Origin of the sequence: Aromatoleum evansii, assembly GCF_012910805.1 — a bacterium.
GTDB lineage: Bacteria > Pseudomonadota > Gammaproteobacteria > Burkholderiales > Rhodocyclaceae > Aromatoleum > Aromatoleum evansii.
On the sequence record NZ_WTVK01000027.1, the window covers coordinates 47,981 to 68,478 of the forward strand.

General features: G+C 61.5%; 14 protein-coding genes. 12 read left to right on the forward strand and 2 right to left on the reverse strand.

The features are described from left to right. The first annotated feature begins 71 nt into the window (after positions 1–71). Both GO615_RS14955 and GO615_RS14960 read left to right on the forward strand, forming a co-directional pair. Positions 72–2,477: an efflux RND transporter permease subunit gene (locus tag GO615_RS14955; RefSeq protein ID WP_339380040.1), complete on the forward strand. Its 2,406-nt coding sequence runs from the start codon at positions 72–74 to the stop codon at positions 2,475–2,477. 11 nt (positions 2,478–2,488) lie between these two features. After that, the gene (locus GO615_RS14960) at positions 2,489–3,511 is read left to right on the forward strand and encodes a WD40/YVTN/BNR-like repeat-containing protein (RefSeq protein ID WP_246262302.1); all 1,023 of its coding nucleotides are present in this window, start codon (positions 2,489–2,491) and stop codon (positions 3,509–3,511) included. Positions 3,512–3,713: 202 nt separating this feature from the next. Here GO615_RS14960 and GO615_RS14965 read toward each other — a convergent pair whose 3' ends face one another. Beyond that, on the reverse strand, positions 3,714–4,739 hold the full coding sequence (locus GO615_RS14965; protein WP_211167133.1) for a GlxA family transcriptional regulator: 1,026 nt from the start codon (positions 4,737–4,739) through the stop codon (positions 3,714–3,716). 794 nt (positions 4,740–5,533) lie between these two features. On the opposite strand from GO615_RS14965, the gene GO615_RS14970 reads away from it, so the two are divergent. From GO615_RS14970 to GO615_RS15015, 10 genes are all read left to right on the forward strand, one after another. After that, the gene (locus GO615_RS14970; protein ID WP_169129418.1) at positions 5,534–6,511 is read left to right on the forward strand and encodes a dipeptidase; all 978 of its coding nucleotides are present in this window, start codon (positions 5,534–5,536) and stop codon (positions 6,509–6,511) included. Between the two features lie 52 nt (positions 6,512–6,563). After that, a complete protein-coding gene (locus GO615_RS14975) occupies positions 6,564–7,091 on the forward strand; it encodes a 4-vinyl reductase (protein ID WP_169129420.1) in 528 nt (175 codons plus the stop codon). A gap of 15 nt (positions 7,092–7,106) precedes the next feature. After that, positions 7,107–9,170 (forward strand): dimethylglycine demethylation protein DgcA, encoded by a 2,064-nt coding sequence (gene dgcA / locus GO615_RS14980; protein WP_169129422.1) that lies wholly within the window; start codon positions 7,107–7,109, stop codon positions 9,168–9,170. Positions 9,171–9,243: 73 nt separating this feature from the next. Further along, a complete protein-coding gene (locus GO615_RS14985; protein WP_169129424.1) occupies positions 9,244–11,190 on the forward strand; it encodes a (Fe-S)-binding protein in 1,947 nt (648 codons plus the stop codon). Continuing rightward, positions 11,187–12,440 (forward strand): electron transfer flavoprotein subunit alpha, encoded by a 1,254-nt coding sequence (gene etfA, locus GO615_RS14990; RefSeq protein WP_169129426.1) that lies wholly within the window; start codon positions 11,187–11,189, stop codon positions 12,438–12,440. The genes GO615_RS14985 and etfA overlap by 4 nt, the downstream gene beginning before the upstream one ends. Continuing rightward, positions 12,427–13,248: an electron transfer flavoprotein subunit beta gene (gene etfB / locus GO615_RS14995; RefSeq protein ID WP_169129428.1), complete on the forward strand. Its 822-nt coding sequence runs from the start codon at positions 12,427–12,429 to the stop codon at positions 13,246–13,248. The genes etfA and etfB overlap by 14 nt, the downstream gene beginning before the upstream one ends. Before the next feature lie 153 nt (positions 13,249–13,401). Further along, on the forward strand, positions 13,402–14,775 hold the full coding sequence (locus GO615_RS15000) for a histidine kinase (protein ID WP_339380041.1): 1,374 nt from the start codon (positions 13,402–13,404) through the stop codon (positions 14,773–14,775). After that, complete coding sequence (locus tag GO615_RS15005) at positions 14,759–15,406, forward strand: response regulator (RefSeq protein WP_211167134.1); 648 nt, start codon at positions 14,759–14,761, stop codon at positions 15,404–15,406. The genes GO615_RS15000 and GO615_RS15005 overlap by 17 nt, the downstream gene beginning before the upstream one ends. Positions 15,407–15,504: 98 nt before the next feature. Next, positions 15,505–17,379, forward strand: a complete 1,875-nt coding sequence (locus tag GO615_RS15010; protein WP_169129430.1) for a putative bifunctional diguanylate cyclase/phosphodiesterase — start codon at positions 15,505–15,507, stop codon at positions 17,377–17,379. 291 nt (positions 17,380–17,670) lie between these two features. Continuing rightward, the gene (locus tag GO615_RS15015; RefSeq protein WP_169129432.1) at positions 17,671–18,996 is read left to right on the forward strand and encodes a DUF3422 family protein; all 1,326 of its coding nucleotides are present in this window, start codon (positions 17,671–17,673) and stop codon (positions 18,994–18,996) included. 269 nt (positions 18,997–19,265) lie between these two features. Here GO615_RS15015 and GO615_RS15020 read toward each other — a convergent pair whose 3' ends face one another. Further along, on the reverse strand, positions 19,266–19,634 hold the full coding sequence (locus tag GO615_RS15020) for an integration host factor subunit alpha (RefSeq protein ID WP_169129434.1): 369 nt from the start codon (positions 19,632–19,634) through the stop codon (positions 19,266–19,268). Positions 19,635–20,498 lie beyond the last annotated feature (864 nt).

Consider the following 20,498-nt stretch of genomic DNA (forward strand, 5'->3'; position numbering starts at 1 on the left):
TTTCCCAACGGTCAAAGCCGAGACTTTGGACTAGGTCAGGACTGTGAATTGGATGTATACATCGATCTGTAGTGACGGCTGCCATGATAAATATTCTCAAAGTCAACGACGTTGACAAATTGCTGACTCGGATGCTAGCCGGGCTGGAAAATTTTTGCTTTAGGTTCCGGACTCCATTCCTGCTGTGGCTAGCCATATTTACTGCAGGGATGGGGTATTTCGCTCTGCAGTTGCGAATGGAAGCTGGTTTTGAAAAGCAACTTCCAATTGGTCACGAGTACGTCAAGACATTCAATGAGTATCGCGGCGACCTTCTGGGCGCAAACCGGCTGAACATAGTAGTTAAGGCGCGCAATGAGTCAATCTGGACACAAGCTAGCCTGACTCGCCTTTACGAAGTCACCCAAGCTGTAATCTACCTCCCCAGCGTTGACCGGCTAGGCGTCCAGTCGTTATGGACTCCTAATAGTCTCGTCAACGAAATTACAGAGGAGGGCTTTCGGGCGGATCCTATTATTCCCGGAACTGTAACGCCAGACAGCCTGACCGCCGAAAAAATCGCCGAAATCCAGCGTTCAACGAGCCTTGGTGGATTTGTCGGAACTCTTGTATCGAGGGACCAGACTAGTGCGATGATCGTCGCAGAGTTGGGCGAGGTCGATAAGGATGGTAATAAAATCGATTACGTCGAGTACAACAAGAGTCTAAATGAGTTAAGGAAGCGCTTCGAAGACGAGAACTACGAGATACAAATAATCGGGTTTGCAAAACAAATCGGTGACATTGCGGACGGAGCTTCGTCAGTTCTTGAGTTCTGCGGTGCCGCGCTTGTTCTTACGGCAATGGCGGTCTACTGGTACTGCCGTTCTATTCGCTTTACGCTACTACCGATCATTTGCTCTTTCACCTCGCTGGTGTGGCAATTTGGCGCGTTGCGCCTTCTAGGATTTGGTCTGGATCCGCTCGGAGTACTCGTGCCGTTTCTGGTTTTCGCTATTGGCGTTTCCCACGGCGTTCAACAGATTAACTTCATTGTTCATGAACTGGCGCATGGCAAGTCAGCCGAAGACGCTGCGCGCACCAGTTTTCGCGGTTTGCTGATTCCCGGTGTTTTGGCCCTCGTTACGGCCTTCGTGTCGTTCGTAACGTTAGTCATCATTCCGATCCCGATGGTCAGGGAACTGGCGATTACGGCATCGTTGGGCGTGTTCTTCAAGATTACTACCAACTTGGCGATGCTGCCGATTGCAGCGTCCTACTTCACGTTAGACCGTAAATACGCCGAAGAGGCGATGGACCGTCGAGAGAGCCGTGCACGTTGGCTCCGGCCACTTGCGCGAGTGGCTGAACCCGGGCGGGCATTGGTGGTCATTGGCATCGCGGCGTGCGTCTTTGGTGCCGCTGTCTGGCAAAGCAGAGATCGAGTTATCGGTACGTTGCAGCCAGGTGCCCCGGAATTACGGCAAGAGGCGCGATTTAATCGGGACGCAGTGGCTATCGCGCAAAACTACGACACGGGATTGGACTGGCTGACGGTGGTTTTCGAAGCGAGTCCGGAATCCTGCAACAACGTGGCAATTGGGGATTTTCAAGATAAGTTTGTTTGGGATATGCAGAACACGCCTGGAGTACTGTCAGTGGCGTCTTACGCCGGGCAACTGCGTACATACAACGAGGGTTACAACGAAGGGCATCCAAAAATGGCGGTCGTTCCGTTGGACGAGGCTAATTATGCCTCACTGAGTACAGAAATTGGTCGGATGCGCGGGTACATGCGTAAAGATTGCAGCATGACCGCAGTCCATCTCTTCCTCTCAGACCATAAAGCGACGACTATTGGCGGAGTAATAGATAAGGTAAAGACTTTCCGCAACGATCATCAGCTTGAAGGCGTGACTATTCGGCTTGCAGCAGGCAATTCGGGTGTTCTTGCCGCGGTGAATGACGAAGTGGAACATGCTGAGACCCCGATGATGGTTTATGTGTTTGCTACTATCATTGCCCTAGTCGCCCTTGTCTATCGCGACTTCCGAGCGGTTGTCGCGTGCTGCTTGCCACTGTTGATCGGGACGTTCATCGGTTACTGGTTTATGAAGGAACTGCAAATTGGTCTAACCGTCGCGACGCTCCCCGTAATGGTTCTGGCGGTGGGTATCGGTGTGGACTACGCGTTTTACATCTACAATCGCCTTCAACTGCACTTGGCGAACGGCCTGAACATTGTCAGGGCGCTTGAGCATTCGATCCTGGAGGTAGGAACGGCGACGATCTTCACTGCTATTACGCTTGCAGTGGGGGTGGCAACATGGGCGTTTTCAGAGCTTAAGTTTCAAGCTGACATGGGGATGCTTTTGGCGTTCATGTTTATTGTGAACATGATTATGGCCATGACCGTGCTTCCGGCGTGCGCTGTGTGGCTCGAAAAGATCTTCCCGAGACGTTCGCCAGTTAGGGCGCCAGGGATTTTGGCGCATTGAGGAGAATGATCATGAAATATTTTGCTGCTATGAGCGTAAAGCGCCTTGGTGCAACAATCTGCCTTGCCACGGGAATATGTGCACTTTATGCGGTGCAAGCCAGCGCTGCGGTGGAGCAAAGTGAAGTACGAATTTCACCGGCCGTGATATCTCAGTTTGCTACTAGGGCGGCGATTTTGGGGGCTGCAACTGCTGGTCAGCGCGTTGTCGCTGTCGGATCGTACGGAACAGTGTTGTTGTCTGATGACGGGGGACAATCGTTTCGTCAGGCGAGGTCGGTACCAGTCTCGTCGACTTTGACTTCTGTATCCTTTGTCGACGAAAAGCATGGATGGGCGGTTGGTCATTGGGGGATGATCCTCGCTACTGAGGACGGGGGGGACACGTGGGCAGTGCAGCGAACTGACCTGAAGGAGGACCGTCCCCTTTTTTCGGTACACTTCTTCGATCAGAACGAGGGTGTTGCCGTGGGATTGTGGTCGCTGATACTACGGACCGGTGACGGCGGAAAGACGTGGGATCGTATTTCGGTTCAGGATCCCGATACCGGTGGGGAAAGCGATAGGAACTTGTTCAAGTTGTTTGCAGCTCCTAGTGGGACTCTATTTGTATCTGCGGAGCGGGGTTCGGTTCTGCGTAGCGACGATCGGGGACGAACGTGGAGTCGCCTTGATACCCCGTACAAGGGGTCACTATGGTCGGGGCTCGTTATGAAGGATGGTACTTTGCTGGTCGGTGGTCTGCGCGGTAGCCTTTATCGTAGCCGCAACGGCGGCAGTAGTTGGGATCAGGTGAGAAACGACGCGCATAACTCGATCACAGATATGGTTGAAACTTCGGATCGGGTCGTCGCGGTCGGACTGAACGGGGTACGCCTCGAAAGTCGCGACGGGGGAATGACGTTTGTTGCCTCGCAAAGAGATGATCGTTTGTCGTTGACTGCTGCGGTCATCGCACCTAGCGGTGACGTCGTTACATTTTCCAAGACGGGGATTGTGGGGACAGGAACAAGTTCTGCAGTGTCAAGCAAGTAGGTGCCGTTGGTAGGGTAGGCGGGGGCCTGGTGATAGGCTGATTTTTGCCGGTTGTGCTCGCACTTGCATAAGCAGCCATCGCCGATCGTTCGACGTATTTCGTGGATGATCGGCTGGCGCTATTTAGGTCGGGTCGTGGATGTAGTCTTGACGCCAGCGAATGGATAGACACCATTTGCTTGCTGGCGAAATTGCACAGTTGTTAGCTGTGCTGATGCGCGCATTCTTCCTCACGCACCTGACTGGGCTTCTTCCCAAAGGTCTGCTTGAAAGATCGAGAAAAGTGGGAATTACTCAGAAAGCCGCATTCGAGGGCGATGTCAAGGATTGGTGCCTGCGTTGTGACTAGAAGATTGTAGGCAGTTGCCATTCTCAGTTTGACTGCAAATGCCACGGGAGTCATGCCTACTTCTGCCAAGAATAGACGCTCCAGGTGACGGACGCTAATGTTCACATGCTGTGCGATGAATTCCGCTGAGACCGGGGTGCTAATGTGGCGCTCGATGAGCAGAATCGCCTTGCGTACGCGAGTGTCAGACGTCTGCTGCATCAGGGGGGGCAGTGGTTGCGGTGTCTGCGCCGGAAGCTGAGTATGCTCGATCATGATGCGCAATGCTTTTGCGGCTCGTGCCTTGTCGCAGTGACGTTCTATAAGGTGCGCTGCCAGATGGACGACGCTGGTCCCTCCAGCACAACTTAGACGGTCTCCTTCGTCAATAAAGAGCTCCTCGGAGCTGAAAGGAAGCCCGGGAAATTCTTCCGCAAAATCCGAGGCAACATACCAGCTCACGCAACTGCGGCGGTTTTCCATCAAGCCTAGTCTGGCGAGGATGAACGGAGCTGTGCAGATCCCTATCAGTGGGACGCGTCGCGCGGCTGCGTGTTGGATAAAGTTAGAAAGCTCGGGGTCGAGCTTGAGGTGCGGCAGCAGGCCCCCGACAACTACGATGTAGTCGAACTGGGTGGGATCAACGAGCGGGCTGGTAGGGCTAACCTTTAGGCCACAGCTCGCCGTAATCGGTTGCATATCCTGACTGAGCACCTGCCAGTCACAGTCTATCGGCCGACTCGAGTCGCCTTCGTCAGCCGCCAGTCTGAGGGCATCGACGAAGGCCGAAAAGGCCACCAGCGTAAAGCGCGGCGCAAGCAAAAATGCAACGGACAGGCGCCTCGTTCTTGGGGGGGCAGATACGTTGCTGCCTCGCGGGGCGGCTTTTGGATACATCATGATTTTCTAGTTAAGTACTCGACTAAGTTCCTCGGAACGTGGGAGCACGACAGCTTCCGTGCGACGCTGCCTAGTGCTTTCACCCACGTCAACAACTCGGGACTCCTTTTGGGCCAAGCTTATTGCAGGACAGGTGCCGTTCAGGTTCCTTGATCGGCTCGCTGGGCGTTGTTTCGGTAGTTTGGAGCTACACACTCCTCGATACTCCTCGGATTGATCGACCGTCAGATATGTTGAGGTTTGTCGAGTTTAGATGAGCGAAGGCACTTATTGGTACATCAAGGTCGCGTTTAAGCAAAAGTGCGTCGTCTCAAGGATAGATTATCGGCGCACATAGGGGTAGGTAGATCGTTCTCGGTCCCGATTTCGCCATTGAAAGTGTTCCTGAAGTGTGGTTCAGCGTGTCCACCAAGCCGTAGGAACGATCCGTCTGGTGGCGGTACGGGGCCGGAGTCGGGGCGATACACATGACTCCTTGCGTTCACGCCTGATCGGCTGTCCTCCCGGTCGCCAATTCGAACACTTTGCCGTGCCGGAGGAATCTGTACCTAAGGAACCCCTGGATAACCGAGCGGCCTCCTGGCAAGGCGCACGGACCGCAGGATGCGAGACATATCAGTGAGATAGGCGAGCATCCGAGCACCGCGCAAGTGGGCGGCAGCTTTGCGGTCCGCTTCCGTTTATTGCTTCCTGGTGGCGGAATTTGCACACCGTCGGTCGCTTCCATGCGCGGGCCTGCTGGGCCCCTTGGCTATGCTGTTTTCCACGGAACAGCGACACCGGAGGAGACAGGAATGAATTTTAAACAGGTCCACGACGATTCCATCATCATAGATGGACTGATCATTGCGAAATGGAGCCGCGCGCTCTTTGAAGACATGCGCCGAGGCGGCCTGACGGCGGCGAACTGCACCGTTTCGGTGTGGGAAGGATTCCAGGCGACGATCGACAATATCGTGATGGTCAATCGCCTGATGGCGGAAAGCACGGACCTCGTGCTGCCGGTGCGCACCACGGCTGACATCGCTGCGGCCAAGGAAGCGAACAAGACCGGCATCATCCTCGGCTTCCAGAACGCGCATGCGTTCGAGGACAAGCTGGGCTACGTCGAGATCTTCAAGAAGCTCGGCGTGGGCATCGTGCAGATGTGCTACAACACGCAGAACCTCGTCGGCACCGGCTGCTACGAGCGTGACGGCGGACTGTCGGGCTTCGGCCGCGAGGTCGTCGCCGAAATGAACCGCGTCGGCATCATGTGCGATCTCTCGCACGTCGGCGCGAAGACCTCCGAGGAAGTCATCCTCGAATCGAAGAAGCCGGTCTGCTATTCGCACTGCCTGCCGTCCGGCCTCAAGGAACATCCGCGCAACAAGTCTGACGCCGAGCTGAAGTTCATCGCCGATCACGGCGGTTTCGTCGGCGTGACCATGTTCGCCCCCTTCCTCAAGAAGGGCATCGACTCGACGATCGACGACTACGCCGAAGCGATCGAATACGTCATGAACCTCGTCGGCGAGGATGCGATCGGCATCGGCACCGATTTCACGCAGGGCCACGACAAGGACTTCTTCGAGTGGCTCACGCACGACAAGGGCTACGCCCGCCGCCTCACCAACTTCGGAAAGATCGTCAATCCCCTTGGCATCCGCACCGTTGGTGAGTTCCCCAACCTGACCGAAACGCTGCTCAAGCGCGGCATGCCCGAGCGTGTCGTGCGCAAGGTGATGGGCGAGAACTGGGTGCGCGTGCTGCGCGACGTCTGGGGCGAGTGAGCCCGACGCGATCCCCCTGCTGCCCCGACAACATACCGGAGACAAACCGAACATGAAGACCGCCCCGCAACTGCCGATCGAAGTCGATTCCGAAACCGGCGTCTGGACCACCGATGCGCTGCCGATGCTGTATGTGCCGCGCCACTTCTTCATCAACAACCACAAGGGCATCGAGGAAGAGATCGGCGCCGAGCGCTACGCCCAGATCCTCTACAAGGCGGGCTACAAGTCGGCGTGGCACTGGTGCGAGAAGGAAGCTGCGCGGCACAAGCTTTCCGGCGTCGCGGTGTTCGAGCACTACATGAAGCGCCTGTCGCAGCGCGGCTGGGGCCTCTTCTCGATCGAGGCGATCGATCTCGACGCGGGTACCTGCCGCGTGCGTCTGGACCATTCGGCCTTCGTCTATGAGTACGGCAAGGTCGGCCGCAAGATCGAATACATGTTCACCGGCTGGTTCGCTGGCGCGATGGACCAGATCCTCGCCGCCGCCGGCAGCCCGCTGCGCACCCTTGCCGAGCAGACCCAGAGCGGCGCCGAGGAAGGCTGCGACTACGGCGTGTTCGTCACCCGCCCGCGCTGAAAGGAGTAAAAGGCAATGGCACAGTTCGACGCCCTTTTCCAGCCGATCCAGATCGGCAAGCTGACGATCCGCAACCGCATCATCAGCACCGCGCACGCCGAGGTCTATGCGACCGACGGCGGCATGACCACCGAGCGCTACGTCAAGTACTACGAGGAAAAGGCCAAGGGCGGCATCGGCCTGTGCATCTGCGGCGGCTCCTCGGTGGTCGCGATCGACAGCCCGCAGGGCTGGTGGAAGTCGGTGAATCTGTCGACCGACAAGATCATCCCGCACTTCCAGAACCTCGCCGACGCGATGCACAAGCACGGCGCGAAGATCATGATCCAGATCACGCACATGGGCCGGCGCTCGCGCTGGGATGGCGAGAACTGGCCGCATCTGGTGTCGCCGTCGGGCATCCGTGAGCCGGTTCACCGCGCCACGTGCAAGACGATCGAGCCCGAGGAGATCCAGCGCATCATCGGCAACTACGCGCAGGCGGCACGCCGCGCGAAGGAAGGCGGGCTGGACGGGGTGGAGCTGTCGGCGGTGCACCAGCACCTCATCGACCAGTTCTGGAGTCCGCGCGTCAATCAGCGCACGGACGAGTGGGGCGGCTCCTTCGAGAACCGCATGCGTTTCGGCATGGAAGTGCTGAAGGCGGTGCGGGCCGAGGTCGGGCGCGACTTCGTCGTCGGCATGCGCATCTGCGGCGACGAGTTCCACCCGGATGGCCTCACCCATGCCGACATGAAGCAGATCGCCAAGTACTACAGCGACACGGGCCTGCTCGACTTCATCGGGGTCGTCGGTTCGGGCTGTGACACGCACAACACGCTTGCGAACGTGATTCCGAACATGAGCTATCCGCCGGAGCCCTTCCTGCATCTCGCGGCCGGGATCAAGGAAGTGGTGTCGGTGCCGGTGATCCACGCGCAGAACATCAAGGATCCCAACCAGGCGCAGCGCATCCTGGAAGGCGGTTATGTCGACCTCGTGGGCATGACGCGTGCGCACATCGCCGATCCGCACTTCGTGAACAAGATCAAGATGGGCCAGGTCGACCAGATCCGCCAGTGTGTCGGCGCGAACTACTGCATCGACCGCCAGTACCAGGGTCTGGACGTGCTGTGCATCCAGAACGCGGCGACCTCGCGCGAGCACCGGGGGCTGCCGCACATCATCGAGAAATCGACGGGCCCGAAGCGCAAGGTCGTCGTCGTGGGCGGCGGGCCGGCGGGCATGGAGGCCGCACGCGTCGCAGCCGAGCGCGGCCATGACGTGACGCTGTTCGAGAAGAAGGATGCGCTCGGCGGCCAGATCTCGATCGCCGCACGGGCGCCGCAACGCGACCAGATGGCGGGCATCACGCGCTGGTACCAGCTCGAGCTCGCGCGCCTGAAGATCGACCTGCGCCTGGGCGTCGGGGCGGATGCGGCAACGATCATGGATCTGAAGCCCGACGTCGTCGTGCTGGCGGTCGGTGCGCACCCCTTCCTCGAGCAGAACCCGCACTGGGGTGCGGCCGAAGGGCTGGTCGTGAGCAGCTGGGACATTCTCGAAGGCAAGGTCGCGCCGGGCAAGAACGTGCTGGTGTACGACACGATCTGCGAATTCTCCGGCATGTCGGTCGCGGATTACCTCGCCGACAAGGGCGCCAAGGTCGAGATCGTCACCGACGACATCAAGCCGGGTGTGGCGATCGGCGGCACGACCTTCCCGACCTACTACCGCAGCCTGTACCCCAAGGAAGTGATCATGACCGGGGACCTGATGCTGGAGAAGGTGTATCGCGAGGGCGACAAGCTCGTCGCGGTGCTGGAGAACGAATACACCGGTGCCAAGGAAGAGCGCGTGGTCGACCAGATCGTGGTCGAAAACGGCGTGCGGCCGGACGAGAAGCTGTACTACGAGCTGAAGCCGGGTTCGCGCAACAAGGGCCAGGTGAATATCCAGGAGCTCTTCGCGATCCAGCCGCAGTCCTGCCTCGCGGAAAAGGGCGACGGGTACCTGCTGTTCCGCATCGGCGACTGCGTGTCGCAGCGCAATACCCACGCGGCCATCCTCGACGCCCTGCGCTTGTGCAAGGACTTCTGATGCACCGCCCGGCGGGATGAAGGCGCGGCCCCGCGCTGCGCTCCCGCCGGACTGCAGAAGCAAGGAGAGTTGAATGCTTGACGTTGTACTCCCAGTTCTGGTCCTCGGGGCGCTTGCGCTGGCGCTGCTGGGCGCCTTCCGGCGCATCAGCCTGTGGCGGCAGGGACGCCCGTCGCCGGTATCGATACTCGGCGGGCTCGCCGTGATGCCGCGCCGCTACCTGGTGGACCTCCACGACGTCGTCGCGCGCGACAAGGTGTTCGCGAACACCCACGTCGCGACCGGTGGCGGTTTCGTCGCTGCCGCCGTGCTGCTGATCCTGGTGCATGGCTTCCAGGTGCAGAGTCGCCTGTTGAGCTGGGCGCTGCTCGCGGCGACAGTCGTCATGTTCGTGGGCGCGCTGCGCGTCGCAGCGCGGCGCAGGAATCCTCCGGCGCGCCTTTCGCGTGGCCCGTGGATGCGCCTGCCGAAGAGCCTCTTCGCGTTCGCGAGCGGCGTGTTCCTGGTCACGCTGCCGACGGCCGGGATCCTGCCCGCCGGATTCGGCGGCTGGGCGCTCGCCGCCGTGCTGACGCTCGTTATCGCGTGGGGCATCTCCGAGATGTTCCTCGGCATGACCTGGGGCGGACCGATGAAGCATGCCTTCGCCGGCGCGCTGCATCTGGCTTTCCACCGTCGGCCCGAACGTTTCGGCGGCGGGCGCTCGACCGGCCTCAAGCCGCTCGACCTGAAGGACGCGACCGCGCCGTTGGGCGTCGGCAAGCCGGCCGATTTCAAGTGGAACCAGCTCCTTGGCTTCGATGCGTGCGTGCAGTGCGGCCGCTGCGAAGCGATGTGTCCGGCTTTTGCCGCAGGGCAGCCGCTCAATCCGAAGAAGCTGATCCAGGACATGGTCATCGGGATGGCCGGTGGCACGGACGCGGCCTATGCGGGCTCGCCGTATCCCGGCAAGCCCGTGGGCGAGCACGGCGGCGACGCGCACAGCCCGATCGTGCTCCGCGAAGGCCGCGCGCTTGTCGATGCGGAGACCTTGTGGTCCTGCACGACCTGCCGTGCCTGCGTCGAGGAGTGCCCGATGATGATCGAGCACGTCGATGCGATCGTCGACATGCGCCGCTTCCTGACTATGGAGCATGGCAATACGCCGAACAAGGGGAGGGAGGTGCTGGAAAACCTGGCGACCACCGACAACCCCGGCGGCTTCGACCCGGCCTCGCGCATGAATTGGGCGGCGGACCTGGACCTGCCGCTGATGGCGAAGCGCGGCACGGCCGACGTGCTGCTATGGATGGGCGACGGCGCGTTCGACATGCGCAACCAGCGCACGCTGCGGGCACTCGTGAAGGTACTGCGCGCGGCGCAGGTGGATTTCGCGGTGCTCGGCAACGAGGAACTCGACAGCGGTGACGTCGCGCGACGCCTCGGCGACGAGGCGACCTTTCAGGCGCTGGCCGTGCGCAATGCGGCGACGCTGGGCAAGTACCGCTTCCGCGAGATCGTGACCTGCGACCCGCACAGCTTCCACGTGCTGAAGAACGAATACCCGGCATTCGGCGCGAGCTACACGGTGACGCATCACAGCACCTTCATCTCGAACCTGATGGAGAAGGGCCGGCTCGCGCTGGGCGAGTGGACCGGCGGGCGCGTGACCTATCACGACCCGTGCTACCTCGGCCGCTACAACGGCGAATACGAAGCGCCGCGCAAGGCACTGAAGGGCATCGGCATCAAGGTCGTGGAGATGGAGCGCTCCGGTTTCCGTTCGCGCTGCTGCGGCGGCGGTGGCGGGGCGCCAATCACCGACATCCCCGGCAAGCGGCGCATTCCCGACATGCGGATGGAGGAAATCAACTCGACGAAGGCCGACATCGTGGCCGTCGGGTGCCCGCAATGTACGGCGATGCTCGAAGGCGTCGTCGGTCCTCGGCCGGAAGTTTGTGATATCGCCGAACTGGTCGCAGCGCAACTCGTCGAGGCGCCCAAGGTCGAGCGCCAGCGGCAAGAGGAGGTCATGGTATGAGCGACATCATCCGACGCGATCCGCGCAGGGAGCATATCCTGCGCAACCGCCTGCATCCCGACCATGGGGTCGTTCTCGCCTTGGTCGGTGGCGCCCTGTCCGACGCGGCCCGCTGGATCGGACCGAGCGGCCTCGTGCGGCGCAATCCGCATGCGGTCGGCTTCATCGGCCCGAACGGGCTGCGTCGCATCGACCGCAGCGGCGCCCCGACGAGCGGACTTCGCAGTGCTGCGAAATCCGAGGCAGCCTCTGACTCCCGCCGGGAGGTGGTCATCTCCGAGCCCGCGTTCTACATCGCGGTCGTCGCTGATCTGCCTGGCGGCCGGCTCTCCGCGCACGATCGCGACCTTCTCGGTCTTGCACGGCAACTCGCCGATGCCGAGCGGGATGGCGCGGTGCTGCTCCTTGCATTCGGCGAGCTGCGGGACGAAGGACTGGGCGATTCGGGCGTCGATCGCGTGCTCGAGTTCAAGGGCGGCCATTACGACGGCTACGGACCGGAAGCCCGGCTCGCGACGCTGTTCGTAGTCGAGCGCGACCTGAGACCTCGTCACTGGATCTTCCCCGAGTCGACCTTGGGGGGCGGAGAACTCGGGCGCCGACTGGCTGCCCGCTTGGGCGTGAGACCCGCGACTCAGGTCTGGCAGATCGCCGATGGCCGCTGTACCGGGCGCGGCGCGGCCGGTGCGACGGACATCACGCGCGCGCTGCCGAGCGTCGTGCTGGCGCTTCCCGAATGCGGCGAGCCGGTCACCGACACGCGCCATGCGGCAACACCGCTCGCCGTGACCGCCGCGGTCGCGCTGCCCTTGCGCCGCGTCGAGGATCTCGGTGCGGTCGCGGTCGATCCGGCCGGCGTTGCGCTGGCGGAAGCCGAATTCATCCTGTCGGCCGGCAACGGCATCACGGACTGGGACGGTTTCCATCATGCAGCGAAGGTGCTGGGCGCCGCCGAGGGCGCTTCGCGCGTCGCCGTCGACAACGGCTTCATGCCGCGCCACCGCCAGGTCGGCGCGACCGGGACCTGGGTGACGGCGCGGGTGTATCTCGCTGCCGGCATCTCCGGCGCGATCCAGCATCTGCAGGGCATACAGAGCTGCGAGAAGGTGGTTGCGATCAACACCGACCCGGGCTGCGACATGGTCAAACGTGCTGATCTGGCGGTGATCGGCAATGCTGGAGAGGTGCTCGGCGAACTCGTGAAACTCATCGGTAAAACGCAAGGAGAACGTCGCGATGTTGCTGCGTGAAGGAAGCAAAGGCGCTGCGTCCTCGGGCGCGCTGAAGGTTGCGGCCCTGGTGTCGCTCGGCCGTCACCCCGTCACGGGCCGCGGCCGGCGTGCCGAGCAGGATGCGCGCGCCGTCGAACTCGGACTGTCGCTCACCTCGTCCGAGCACATCAGCCTGATCCACGCAGGCACGGCAGCCGACGAGACGGTACAGGCGATGCGCGGCTACCTCGGCATGGGGCTCGACGCGCTCGACCTCATCGTCCAGCCCCCTGATGCGGACGTGCTACCGGCGCTCGCGACTCGCGTGATGGAAACGCGGCCCGGCCTCGTGCTGTGCGGTTCGCGAGGCGAGTCCGGCGAAGCTTCCGGGATGCTGCCCTATCTGCTCGCCGAGCGCCTCGGCTGGACACTGGTATCGGGCGTCGCCAAGGTGGAAGCCGTCGAAGGCGATTCGATGACGGTGCTCCAAGCGCTGCCCCGCGGGCAGCGTCGTCGCCTGAAAGTACGCCTACCGGCCATCGCGACCGTCGATAGCGCCGCGCCGCCCCCGCGCCAGAGCGCCTTTGGCCCGGCGCGTCGCGCCAAGGTCCGTCACTTCGAGTTGTCGGGCCAGATCGATGCGGAGGCGGCCGACTGGACCGTCAGCCCGGCACGAAAGCGCCCGAAGCGCCTGAAGATCGTCAAGGCCAGCTCGGCGCGCGACCGCTTCAAGGTCGCCGCCGCGAAGGCGGAAGGCGGGGGCGGGCAGGTCGTGAAGGGCGTGTCGGCGCAGGCGGGCGCCGAGGCGATTCTGAAGCTCCTTCGAGAGGAGGGCGTGGTGCGCTAGATCGCTTCGCTAACGAAGATCTTAGCTCTGCTACGCATTTGTTGACGGCCTAATAAATTCCGAATGGATTCCAACGTTCCCAGCTGTTAACAGGCATGTTGGTGCTCACACGTCTGTCCTTTTCTCACTACCAAAAAACATCATAGGCCCATAGTGCAAACCCGGCCCGCTAGCCTCGGCAACCGCGTCGGCCTCGTTGTCGTCGCGACACTGGCCGTGATGTTGATCGCGGGCGCGACCTGTTGGGTGCGCGAGACACGCCGAGCGATCGAGGAGGAAGTCCACGCCGCGAGCCACGTCGCGCAACAATGGATTTCGGTGTTGGTGTCGGAAACGCTGCGCGATCCCGCCCAAGGCCCGACCCGGCTGATGGCCGAGCTTCGCGCAGTGGGCCGTTTGCGCGCAAACCAGCTCGAAGTCGTCGGAAGCGAGGGCCAGAGCCTGTACATCTCCCCCGAGTCCCCGTACAAGGCGGGCCGCTACGCCCCCGAATGGTTCTCCGATTGGGTCGCTCCGTCGCTACCGGTCCGCCACTTTGATGCGGGTGACCGCCAAGTCGTGCTGCGCCCGGACGTTTCCCGCTCGGTGCTCGATGCCTGGGACGATCTCTTCACCGGCATCGGCACTGCTATCGCGCTCCTATGCCTCGTCGCCTTCGGTGCCCGCGCGGCCCTGAACAGGGCGCTCGCGCCGCTTGCGGACATCGACCGTGCCCTCGCCCGCGGCGCTGACGGCAACTTCGACGTGCGCCTACCGGCCTACCGGGCAGCCGAGCTCGATTGCGTCGCCAACAGCTACAACCGCCTCGCCGACGCGCTCGACCAGAGCCGCGCGCAAAACCTGCGCCTCGAGGAAGACCAGGCCTTCGCCCGCGCGGTGCAGGCCCGGCTTGAAGAGGAACGCCGGCTGATCGCACGCGACCTACACGACGAACTCGGGCAAGCGATCACCGCCGTGCGCGCGATCTCGGGCGCGATCCTGCAGCGTTGCGACGACCAGCCGCAGATCCACGGCAGCGCCCAGGCGATCCTCGCGATGACGGGCCAGATGCAGGACGGCGTCCGGACGATCCTGCAACGGCTGCGCCCCGCAAACAGCGGCGGCGCCCTGCTCGACCAAGCGGTCGCCGAATATTGCCGCCTGTGGTCCGGCCACCATCCGCAGATCGCCCTCGATTGCCACACTTCGCCGATCGCCGCCCCGACCAGCGAAACGCTAGGCATCGCCGTGCTGCGCCTGCTGCAGGAAAGCCTCACCAACGTCGCGCGGCACTCCGGCGCTTCGCACGTCGATGTGCGTCTCGACATCGCCGCCGACGCGATCGCGCTAGAAGTCTGCGACAACGGCTGCGGAATCGTCGCCGCGGCGAATCCCGCCCGCTACGGACTGATCGGCATGCGCGAACGCGTCGCCGAGCTGCACGGCGAACTTCGTCTCGAGTCCCTTTCCGGGGGCGGCCTGCGCGTCAGTGCCCGCCTGCCCATCCCTTCGTCCCACGAGGAAAGCAATCATGGCCTCCACGCTTGAAAACCTCCGCCTCGTCCTCGCCGACGACCATGCCGTCGTACGCATGGGCTTTCGCATGTTGCTGGAAGGCGCGGGCGCGACAATCGTGGCCGAAGCCGACTGCGGGGAAGTCGCGGTCGCGGCCGTCACCGAGCATCGCCCGGACGCGCTCGTGATGGACGTGACGATGCCCGGCATCGGCGGCATCGGCGCCCTCGAACGCCTGCTCGCCCATCATCCGAACGCCCGCGTCCTGATGCTCTCGGCCCACGACGACGCGCAGATTCCGATGCGCGCCCTGAAGACGGGCGCGACCGGCTACCTGTCGAAGCGCGCCCAGCCGTCCGAGCTCGTCCGTGCCGTCGCTCAGGTCGCGCGCGGCCAGCGCTACGTCGATCCGGAACTCGCCCCGCAACTCGCGCTCGCCCAGTTCGGCGGCAGCAGCGATCCGGTCGACGCGCTCACAGAAACGGAATTCGCGGTCTTCCTGCAACTGGCGAAAGGCAATTCCGTGAGCCAGGTGGCGAGCACTCACAAAGTGAGCCCAAGCACCGTCGGCACTCATCTCTACCACATCAAGCAGAAGCTCAATGCGACGAACGCGGCGGAACTCGCGCTGATCGCTGTGCGGTCAGGGTTGGTCGAGGCTTGAGTCCATGATGAATCTTCAGTGGGGTAATTGGGGGCCGTCTAAGATAAGAAAGCGCGGTACCGCAGACGCGCGTATGAGCAGAGACGACCGACATGCAAATGGCCACCGAATTTTCCTGCGACCTTAGAGAGTTGAAACGTGTTCATCGTGCTTTGCGCACACTGAGCGCGAGCAATCGCGCACTGTTGCGAGCGGAATGTGAGGAATCTCTCTTTCACGAGTTTTGCCGTGTCGCAGTGGAGGAGGGAGGGTACAGACTGGCATGGGTTACTCAAGCGGAGCACGACGAGACCAAGACCGTACGACCGGTTGCTAGCGCTGGCGTGAATGACGGCTATCTTGAATCGATTCAGCTTTCATGGGCAGACACACCGTTGGGACAAGGTCCAACCGGGACGGCGATTCGCACCGGTAAGCCATCGGTGATTCAGAACATTCAGACCGATCCTCGCGAGGCACCTTGGTTTGAAGTTGGCGTTGCACACGGCTTCGCGTCCTTCATCGCTTTGCCGCTGCTTGTCGAGGGAAGCATTATCGGAGCGATTACCATTGCGGCTCCCGAACCTGATGCATTCGGCGCCGATGAGGTTGCACTGCTAAGCGAGACGGCGGACGACTTGGCGTTTGGTATCGAAACTCTGCGTATGCGCATGCGCCACCGTGCCGCGGAGGACACCATCCGGCGCATGGCCTATTTCGACGCGCTCACCGGTTTGCCGAATCGGCTCCAACTACAAGAGCGACTGAATGCCGCTCTTGATGTCGCTCGAGCCGAGAATCGCCCACTTGCTGTGCTGCACCTGCAGATTGGTAGTTTCCGTGAAATCACCGAGGCCCTCGGCTATCGTGAGAGTGATTTACAGCTGCAGGAAATTGCGAAGCGGATGCCTACCTTCGAGACCGGTGAAATTGTTGCACGTGTTGCCGAAGACGCCTTCGTTGTGGTGCTCCCCAGGGGCGATGCGGAGGTCGCCCGTGGATGTGCGAAACGCATCCTCGCGACGCTCGCAGCGCCGATCGAACTCTCAGGCCTTCTGTTGGACTCACGGGCCACGATTGGAATCACTCTTTATCCAGGACATGGCGCTGATGCAGAGGCATTGTTGCGTCGGGCCGCAGCGGCGAATTTTCAGGCTCGACAGACGGGGCAGTATTACATTTTCTACGCAGGTGGTCTCGACACTGAGTGCACCCGGCGCCTTGCCCTGATGGGGGAACTTCGTCGCGCAATTGACGGTGACGAGCTTCGTTTATTCTGCCAGCCCAAGGTCGAGATTAGTTCGGGCCAGGTGTCTGGAGTGGAAGCCTTGGTGCGTTGGGAGCACCCAAGCCTGGGTATGATCGAACCCGACAGATTCATCCCGCTCGCCGAGAGTGCCGGCCTTATAACTCCACTCACATACTGGGTACTTGGCGCCGCTTTGCGCCAGAGTTATGTGTGGCGCGCAATGGGGGTCGAAGTGCCGATTTCCGTGAACCTGTCGGCCCACGACTTGCGCGACGCGCAGCTCCTTGAGCGCGTGCGCGATGCGCTCACAACATGGGGTGCGTCGCCAGAGTGGATTGCCTTCGAGATCAAGGAGAGCACTTTAATGAACGATCCAGCCGGAGCTTGCAAAAAGCTCAGCAAGTTGAAGCAACTCGGGGTCGAGCTTTTCATCGACGACTTCGGCACCGGCTATTCATCGTTAGCCTATCTGCAGAAACTTCCCATTGATTCCATCAAGATTGACCAATCGTTCGTATCAGCAATGACTAGCGATGAAGATTCCCAAGTGATAGTTCGTTCGACCGTCGAGATGGCACACAATCTTGGTCTACATGTTGTCGCAGAAGGTGTAGAGACCCGGGCGATTGCAGACTGTTTGGCTCAACTCGGATGCGAGGATGCACAGGGCTTCTGTATCAGCCGTCCGATGCCGGCTTCACAGTACGTCGATTGGAGAGCTGGATTTTCGTGGATAGCAGATTGATGGAGTAGGAAATGCCGGTGTCGCGAAGCGGTGGGCGGTGATCGTCCCCCTGAATTGCTCGAAAACATTAAATTTTCGTGCGATTGCACATTGTCAAAATGCTTTTTTGCTTTCCTGTCCGTTCAAGAGTTATTCAGCGGAGTCGTTCGTTAATGTCGCCAGCTACGCTCGGCTCTGATTCGAGATTGTTATGCGACCGTTGGTCTGTACGTCTTGTCGTTCCAAACAATAATCTTAGCCATTCAAGAATTACCCCACCCTTTTCCTTTCACTGAGTGATTAGAGACCCCAATGGATCGGGCAACGTTCACGCCGCTCTTCGACCAACATCCGCTGCGCCAGACGCTGAACGACGAGGTCCACGCCCGTCCACCGGTTCCGCTGCAAACGCCGGAGTTCGTCACCTATCTCGCCTTCCTGCACGAGGGCGACAGCGCCGACCGTGAGGCGGGCCACCTGCGGCGGCTGGCCGAGCAGCTCGGGCTCCCGCCGCCTCAGACGGCCTCCGGACACGTGTTTCTGGACGCGGGCGAGTTCCGCTTGAAGTGGGAACGCCACCAGGAATTCACCAGCTACACCTTCGTGCGCCGCGTCGAGACGAGGGACGCCGCGGGCGAACATGCGCTGATCGAGGTGCCGGCGAACTGGCGCCAGGACATTCCGGGGCTGCTGATCGTCGCGACCCACATCGAACTGCGGAGCGTAAGCGAGGTGTCGCCGGAAACCGTGCTCAGCCAGTTTTCGCAGACCGGCATGACTTCGGTCGCCTCTCAGCTTGCCGATGGGGGGGGCTGGGTCTTCACCGATTTCCGCATCACCGACGGCTTCTCGCGCTTTCTCGTGCTCGACGAGTCGCTGACTCCGCGGCAGGCCGGCCGCACGGTGCAGCGCCTCTTGGAGATCGAGACCTACCGCATCATGGCGCTGCTGGCCTTTCCAGTCGCGAAGGAGGTACGCGCGCGCCTATCGCAGACGGAGATGGAACTCGCAGACCTGATGGACCAGATGGGCGCGGCTAAGTCTCCCGAGGACGAACGCCACGTCCTGGGCCGGCTGACGACGCTTGCAGCCGAAGTCGAGCGTTCGGTCGCGCGCACGACCTACCGTTTTGGCGCTGCGGCGGCTTACTACGGCCTTGTGCGCCGGCGCATTGAGGACCTGCGCGAAGTGCGGGTCAAGGGCTACCCCCCGGTGTGCGAATTCATGGAGCGCCGGCTAGCACCGGCGGTCGACACCTGTGCGACGACGGCGCGCCGCCAGGAAGAGCTGTCCAGCCGCATCGCCCGCAGCTCGCAGTTGCTGCGCACGCGCGTCGATCTGGAGCTCGAGCACCAGAACCAGGCGCTGCTCGCGCAGATGAACACCCGCTCTCGGCTGCAACTGCGCCTGCAGGAAACGGTCGAGGGTCTGTCGGTGGTCGCAATCACTTATTACGGCTCGCAGCTCGTGCAGTACATCGCTAAGGGTGCGAAGGATTTGATCGCGCCGGTGACCACGGAGGTCGCGACCGCGGTGTCGATCCCGGTCATCGCGGGACTTGTCGCGCTGGGGCTGCGCCGGGTCCACCACCAGCTCGCGGCGGAAGGGGGCGGTGCGGGGTCCAACGTTGGCCATTAAGGAAGCCTTGGGCGGCGGATCTGCAGGACTGAAGGCGGATCTTCGCCGACATCTCGCGCGGCGCTTCATCCTCTACCGCTGCGCCACAAAGCGGGTTTCCCCAAAGGATACATCCTAGCGATTTCGTCGCATCTTTCGGCACTCCCCCGGGAGGCGCGCTCGCCTCGCGCGTGGGCCGATCGCGCCGGAGGCAGTGTGCTGGCGGTCTTCGGATAAAGGATCAAAGGGATACCTCTCGCGGATCGCTGGGTCCTCATTCCGCTGGCGACTTACATGAATTCCTCGACCTCACCCAAAAAGCTTCGCGCCGCACGACTCGCGGCGGGCGCCGTACCGGTTGCCTCCGACGACCGATTGCCCGGGGCAACGGCAAGCTTGAGCTTGTGACTGGGGTGAAACACCACCACGCGGCGCGCGGTGATGAGCGCAGTTTCGCCCGTTTTCGGATTTCGTCCGGGACGGGCGCGCTTTTCACGTAATTGAAAGCTGCCAAAGCCCGACAACTTGACCTCCTGCCCGCGGACGAGTGCGCCGGCAATCTCCTCGAAGAACGCTTCGACCATTTCGGCGGCTTCCCGTCTGTTGAGACCGATGGCGGCGGCCATGTCTTGGATTAGGTCAGCTTTGGTCAGGGTCATGGTGGCGTGACTCGTGCGACGTGGAGGGATGTTGCTGAGAGCATAGTAACGGATGCCTTCGGCCGCTGCAGCACGCACCGCCTTGCCAACGGCGAGAAGGTTGAGGCGATGGGAGACGGCGCGGCAAACGGGGGACGTGCCGCGGCCGCGTGTGACCGAGGATTGCACGTGACGTGTAGTCCTCAATAGCCGTGTGACGGGCGGCTCGGGTCTGGCAGCAGACGCAGGCGCCCGTTACCCCGTGCAAGCTCATGCGGGACGGGGCGTAGGACCGGGACAGAATGCCTGCAAGTGTTTAGATTATGCCCTCGTATTTGTCGGATCGGTCCGTTTTTTTCGTAAGATCGCGATGCGGTTTCGCGCCAATAACGGCTTGTGGAGGCGATGTTCTTACGAAAAAACTACCCTAAATTATTGATTTACTGGATTTGTAGGCCGGATTGTGGCTCCAGGTGTCACCGGTTCGATCCCGGTATGTCGCCCCAAAAATCAATGACTTAGAGTAATCATCTAAGCATTCAGCATCGAGCCGAAGTCACGCAGACGGCCGATAGATCCAGGTGTTACCCGGCTCGATGCAGTCTTTTTCCAGAAAGTAATCAGCCGCTCGGCGAACATCCATCAGCGAATGGGCTCGCGCTAGAAGTCACGCAAAGCGGCGGGTTGAACGGCTTCGTTGTGGATGTCGGAGGCCGCGGTACCATCAACGACGCCGGGGTGGCCATCACGGTTTTCAAGGCGCCCGGCAGCGTTCGTATGGGACAGCGCTGGGCTGCAACGCTGTAGGTGGTAGCCGAGGAGCGTGTGACATGGAGCGCTTGGCTGACGAGGCACGGCCCGTCAATGGCGTGCAGGCGCGAGGGT

What these genes read in the sequence shown, in the direction of transcription:
- dgcA (WP_169129422.1), top strand. Translation starts at nt 7,107, where the DNA reads ATGGCACAGTTCGACGCCCTTTTCCAGCCGATCCAGATCGGCAAGCTG.
- etfB (WP_169129428.1), top strand. Translation starts at nt 12,427, where the DNA reads ATGTTGCTGCGTGAAGGAAGCAAAGGCGCTGCGTCCTCGGGCGCGCTG.
- GO615_RS14965 (WP_211167133.1), bottom strand. Translation starts at nt 4,739, where the DNA reads ATGATGTATCCAAAAGCCGCCCCGCGAGGCAGCAACGTATCTGCCCCC.
- GO615_RS15005 (WP_211167134.1), top strand. Translation starts at nt 14,759, where the DNA reads ATGGCCTCCACGCTTGAAAACCTCCGCCTCGTCCTCGCCGACGACCAT.
- GO615_RS15010 (WP_169129430.1), top strand. Translation starts at nt 15,505, where the DNA reads ATGGCCACCGAATTTTCCTGCGACCTTAGAGAGTTGAAACGTGTTCAT.
- GO615_RS15015 (WP_169129432.1), top strand. Translation starts at nt 17,671, where the DNA reads ATGGATCGGGCAACGTTCACGCCGCTCTTCGACCAACATCCGCTGCGC.
- GO615_RS14975 (WP_169129420.1), top strand. Translation starts at nt 6,564, where the DNA reads ATGAAGACCGCCCCGCAACTGCCGATCGAAGTCGATTCCGAAACCGGC.
- GO615_RS15020 (WP_169129434.1), bottom strand. Translation starts at nt 19,634, where the DNA reads ATGACCCTGACCAAAGCTGACCTAATCCAAGACATGGCCGCCGCCATC.
- GO615_RS14960 (WP_246262302.1), top strand. Translation starts at nt 2,489, where the DNA reads ATGAAATATTTTGCTGCTATGAGCGTAAAGCGCCTTGGTGCAACAATC.
- GO615_RS14970 (WP_169129418.1), top strand. Translation starts at nt 5,534, where the DNA reads ATGAATTTTAAACAGGTCCACGACGATTCCATCATCATAGATGGACTG.
- etfA (WP_169129426.1), top strand. Translation starts at nt 11,187, where the DNA reads ATGAGCGACATCATCCGACGCGATCCGCGCAGGGAGCATATCCTGCGC.
- GO615_RS14985 (WP_169129424.1), top strand. Translation starts at nt 9,244, where the DNA reads ATGCTTGACGTTGTACTCCCAGTTCTGGTCCTCGGGGCGCTTGCGCTG.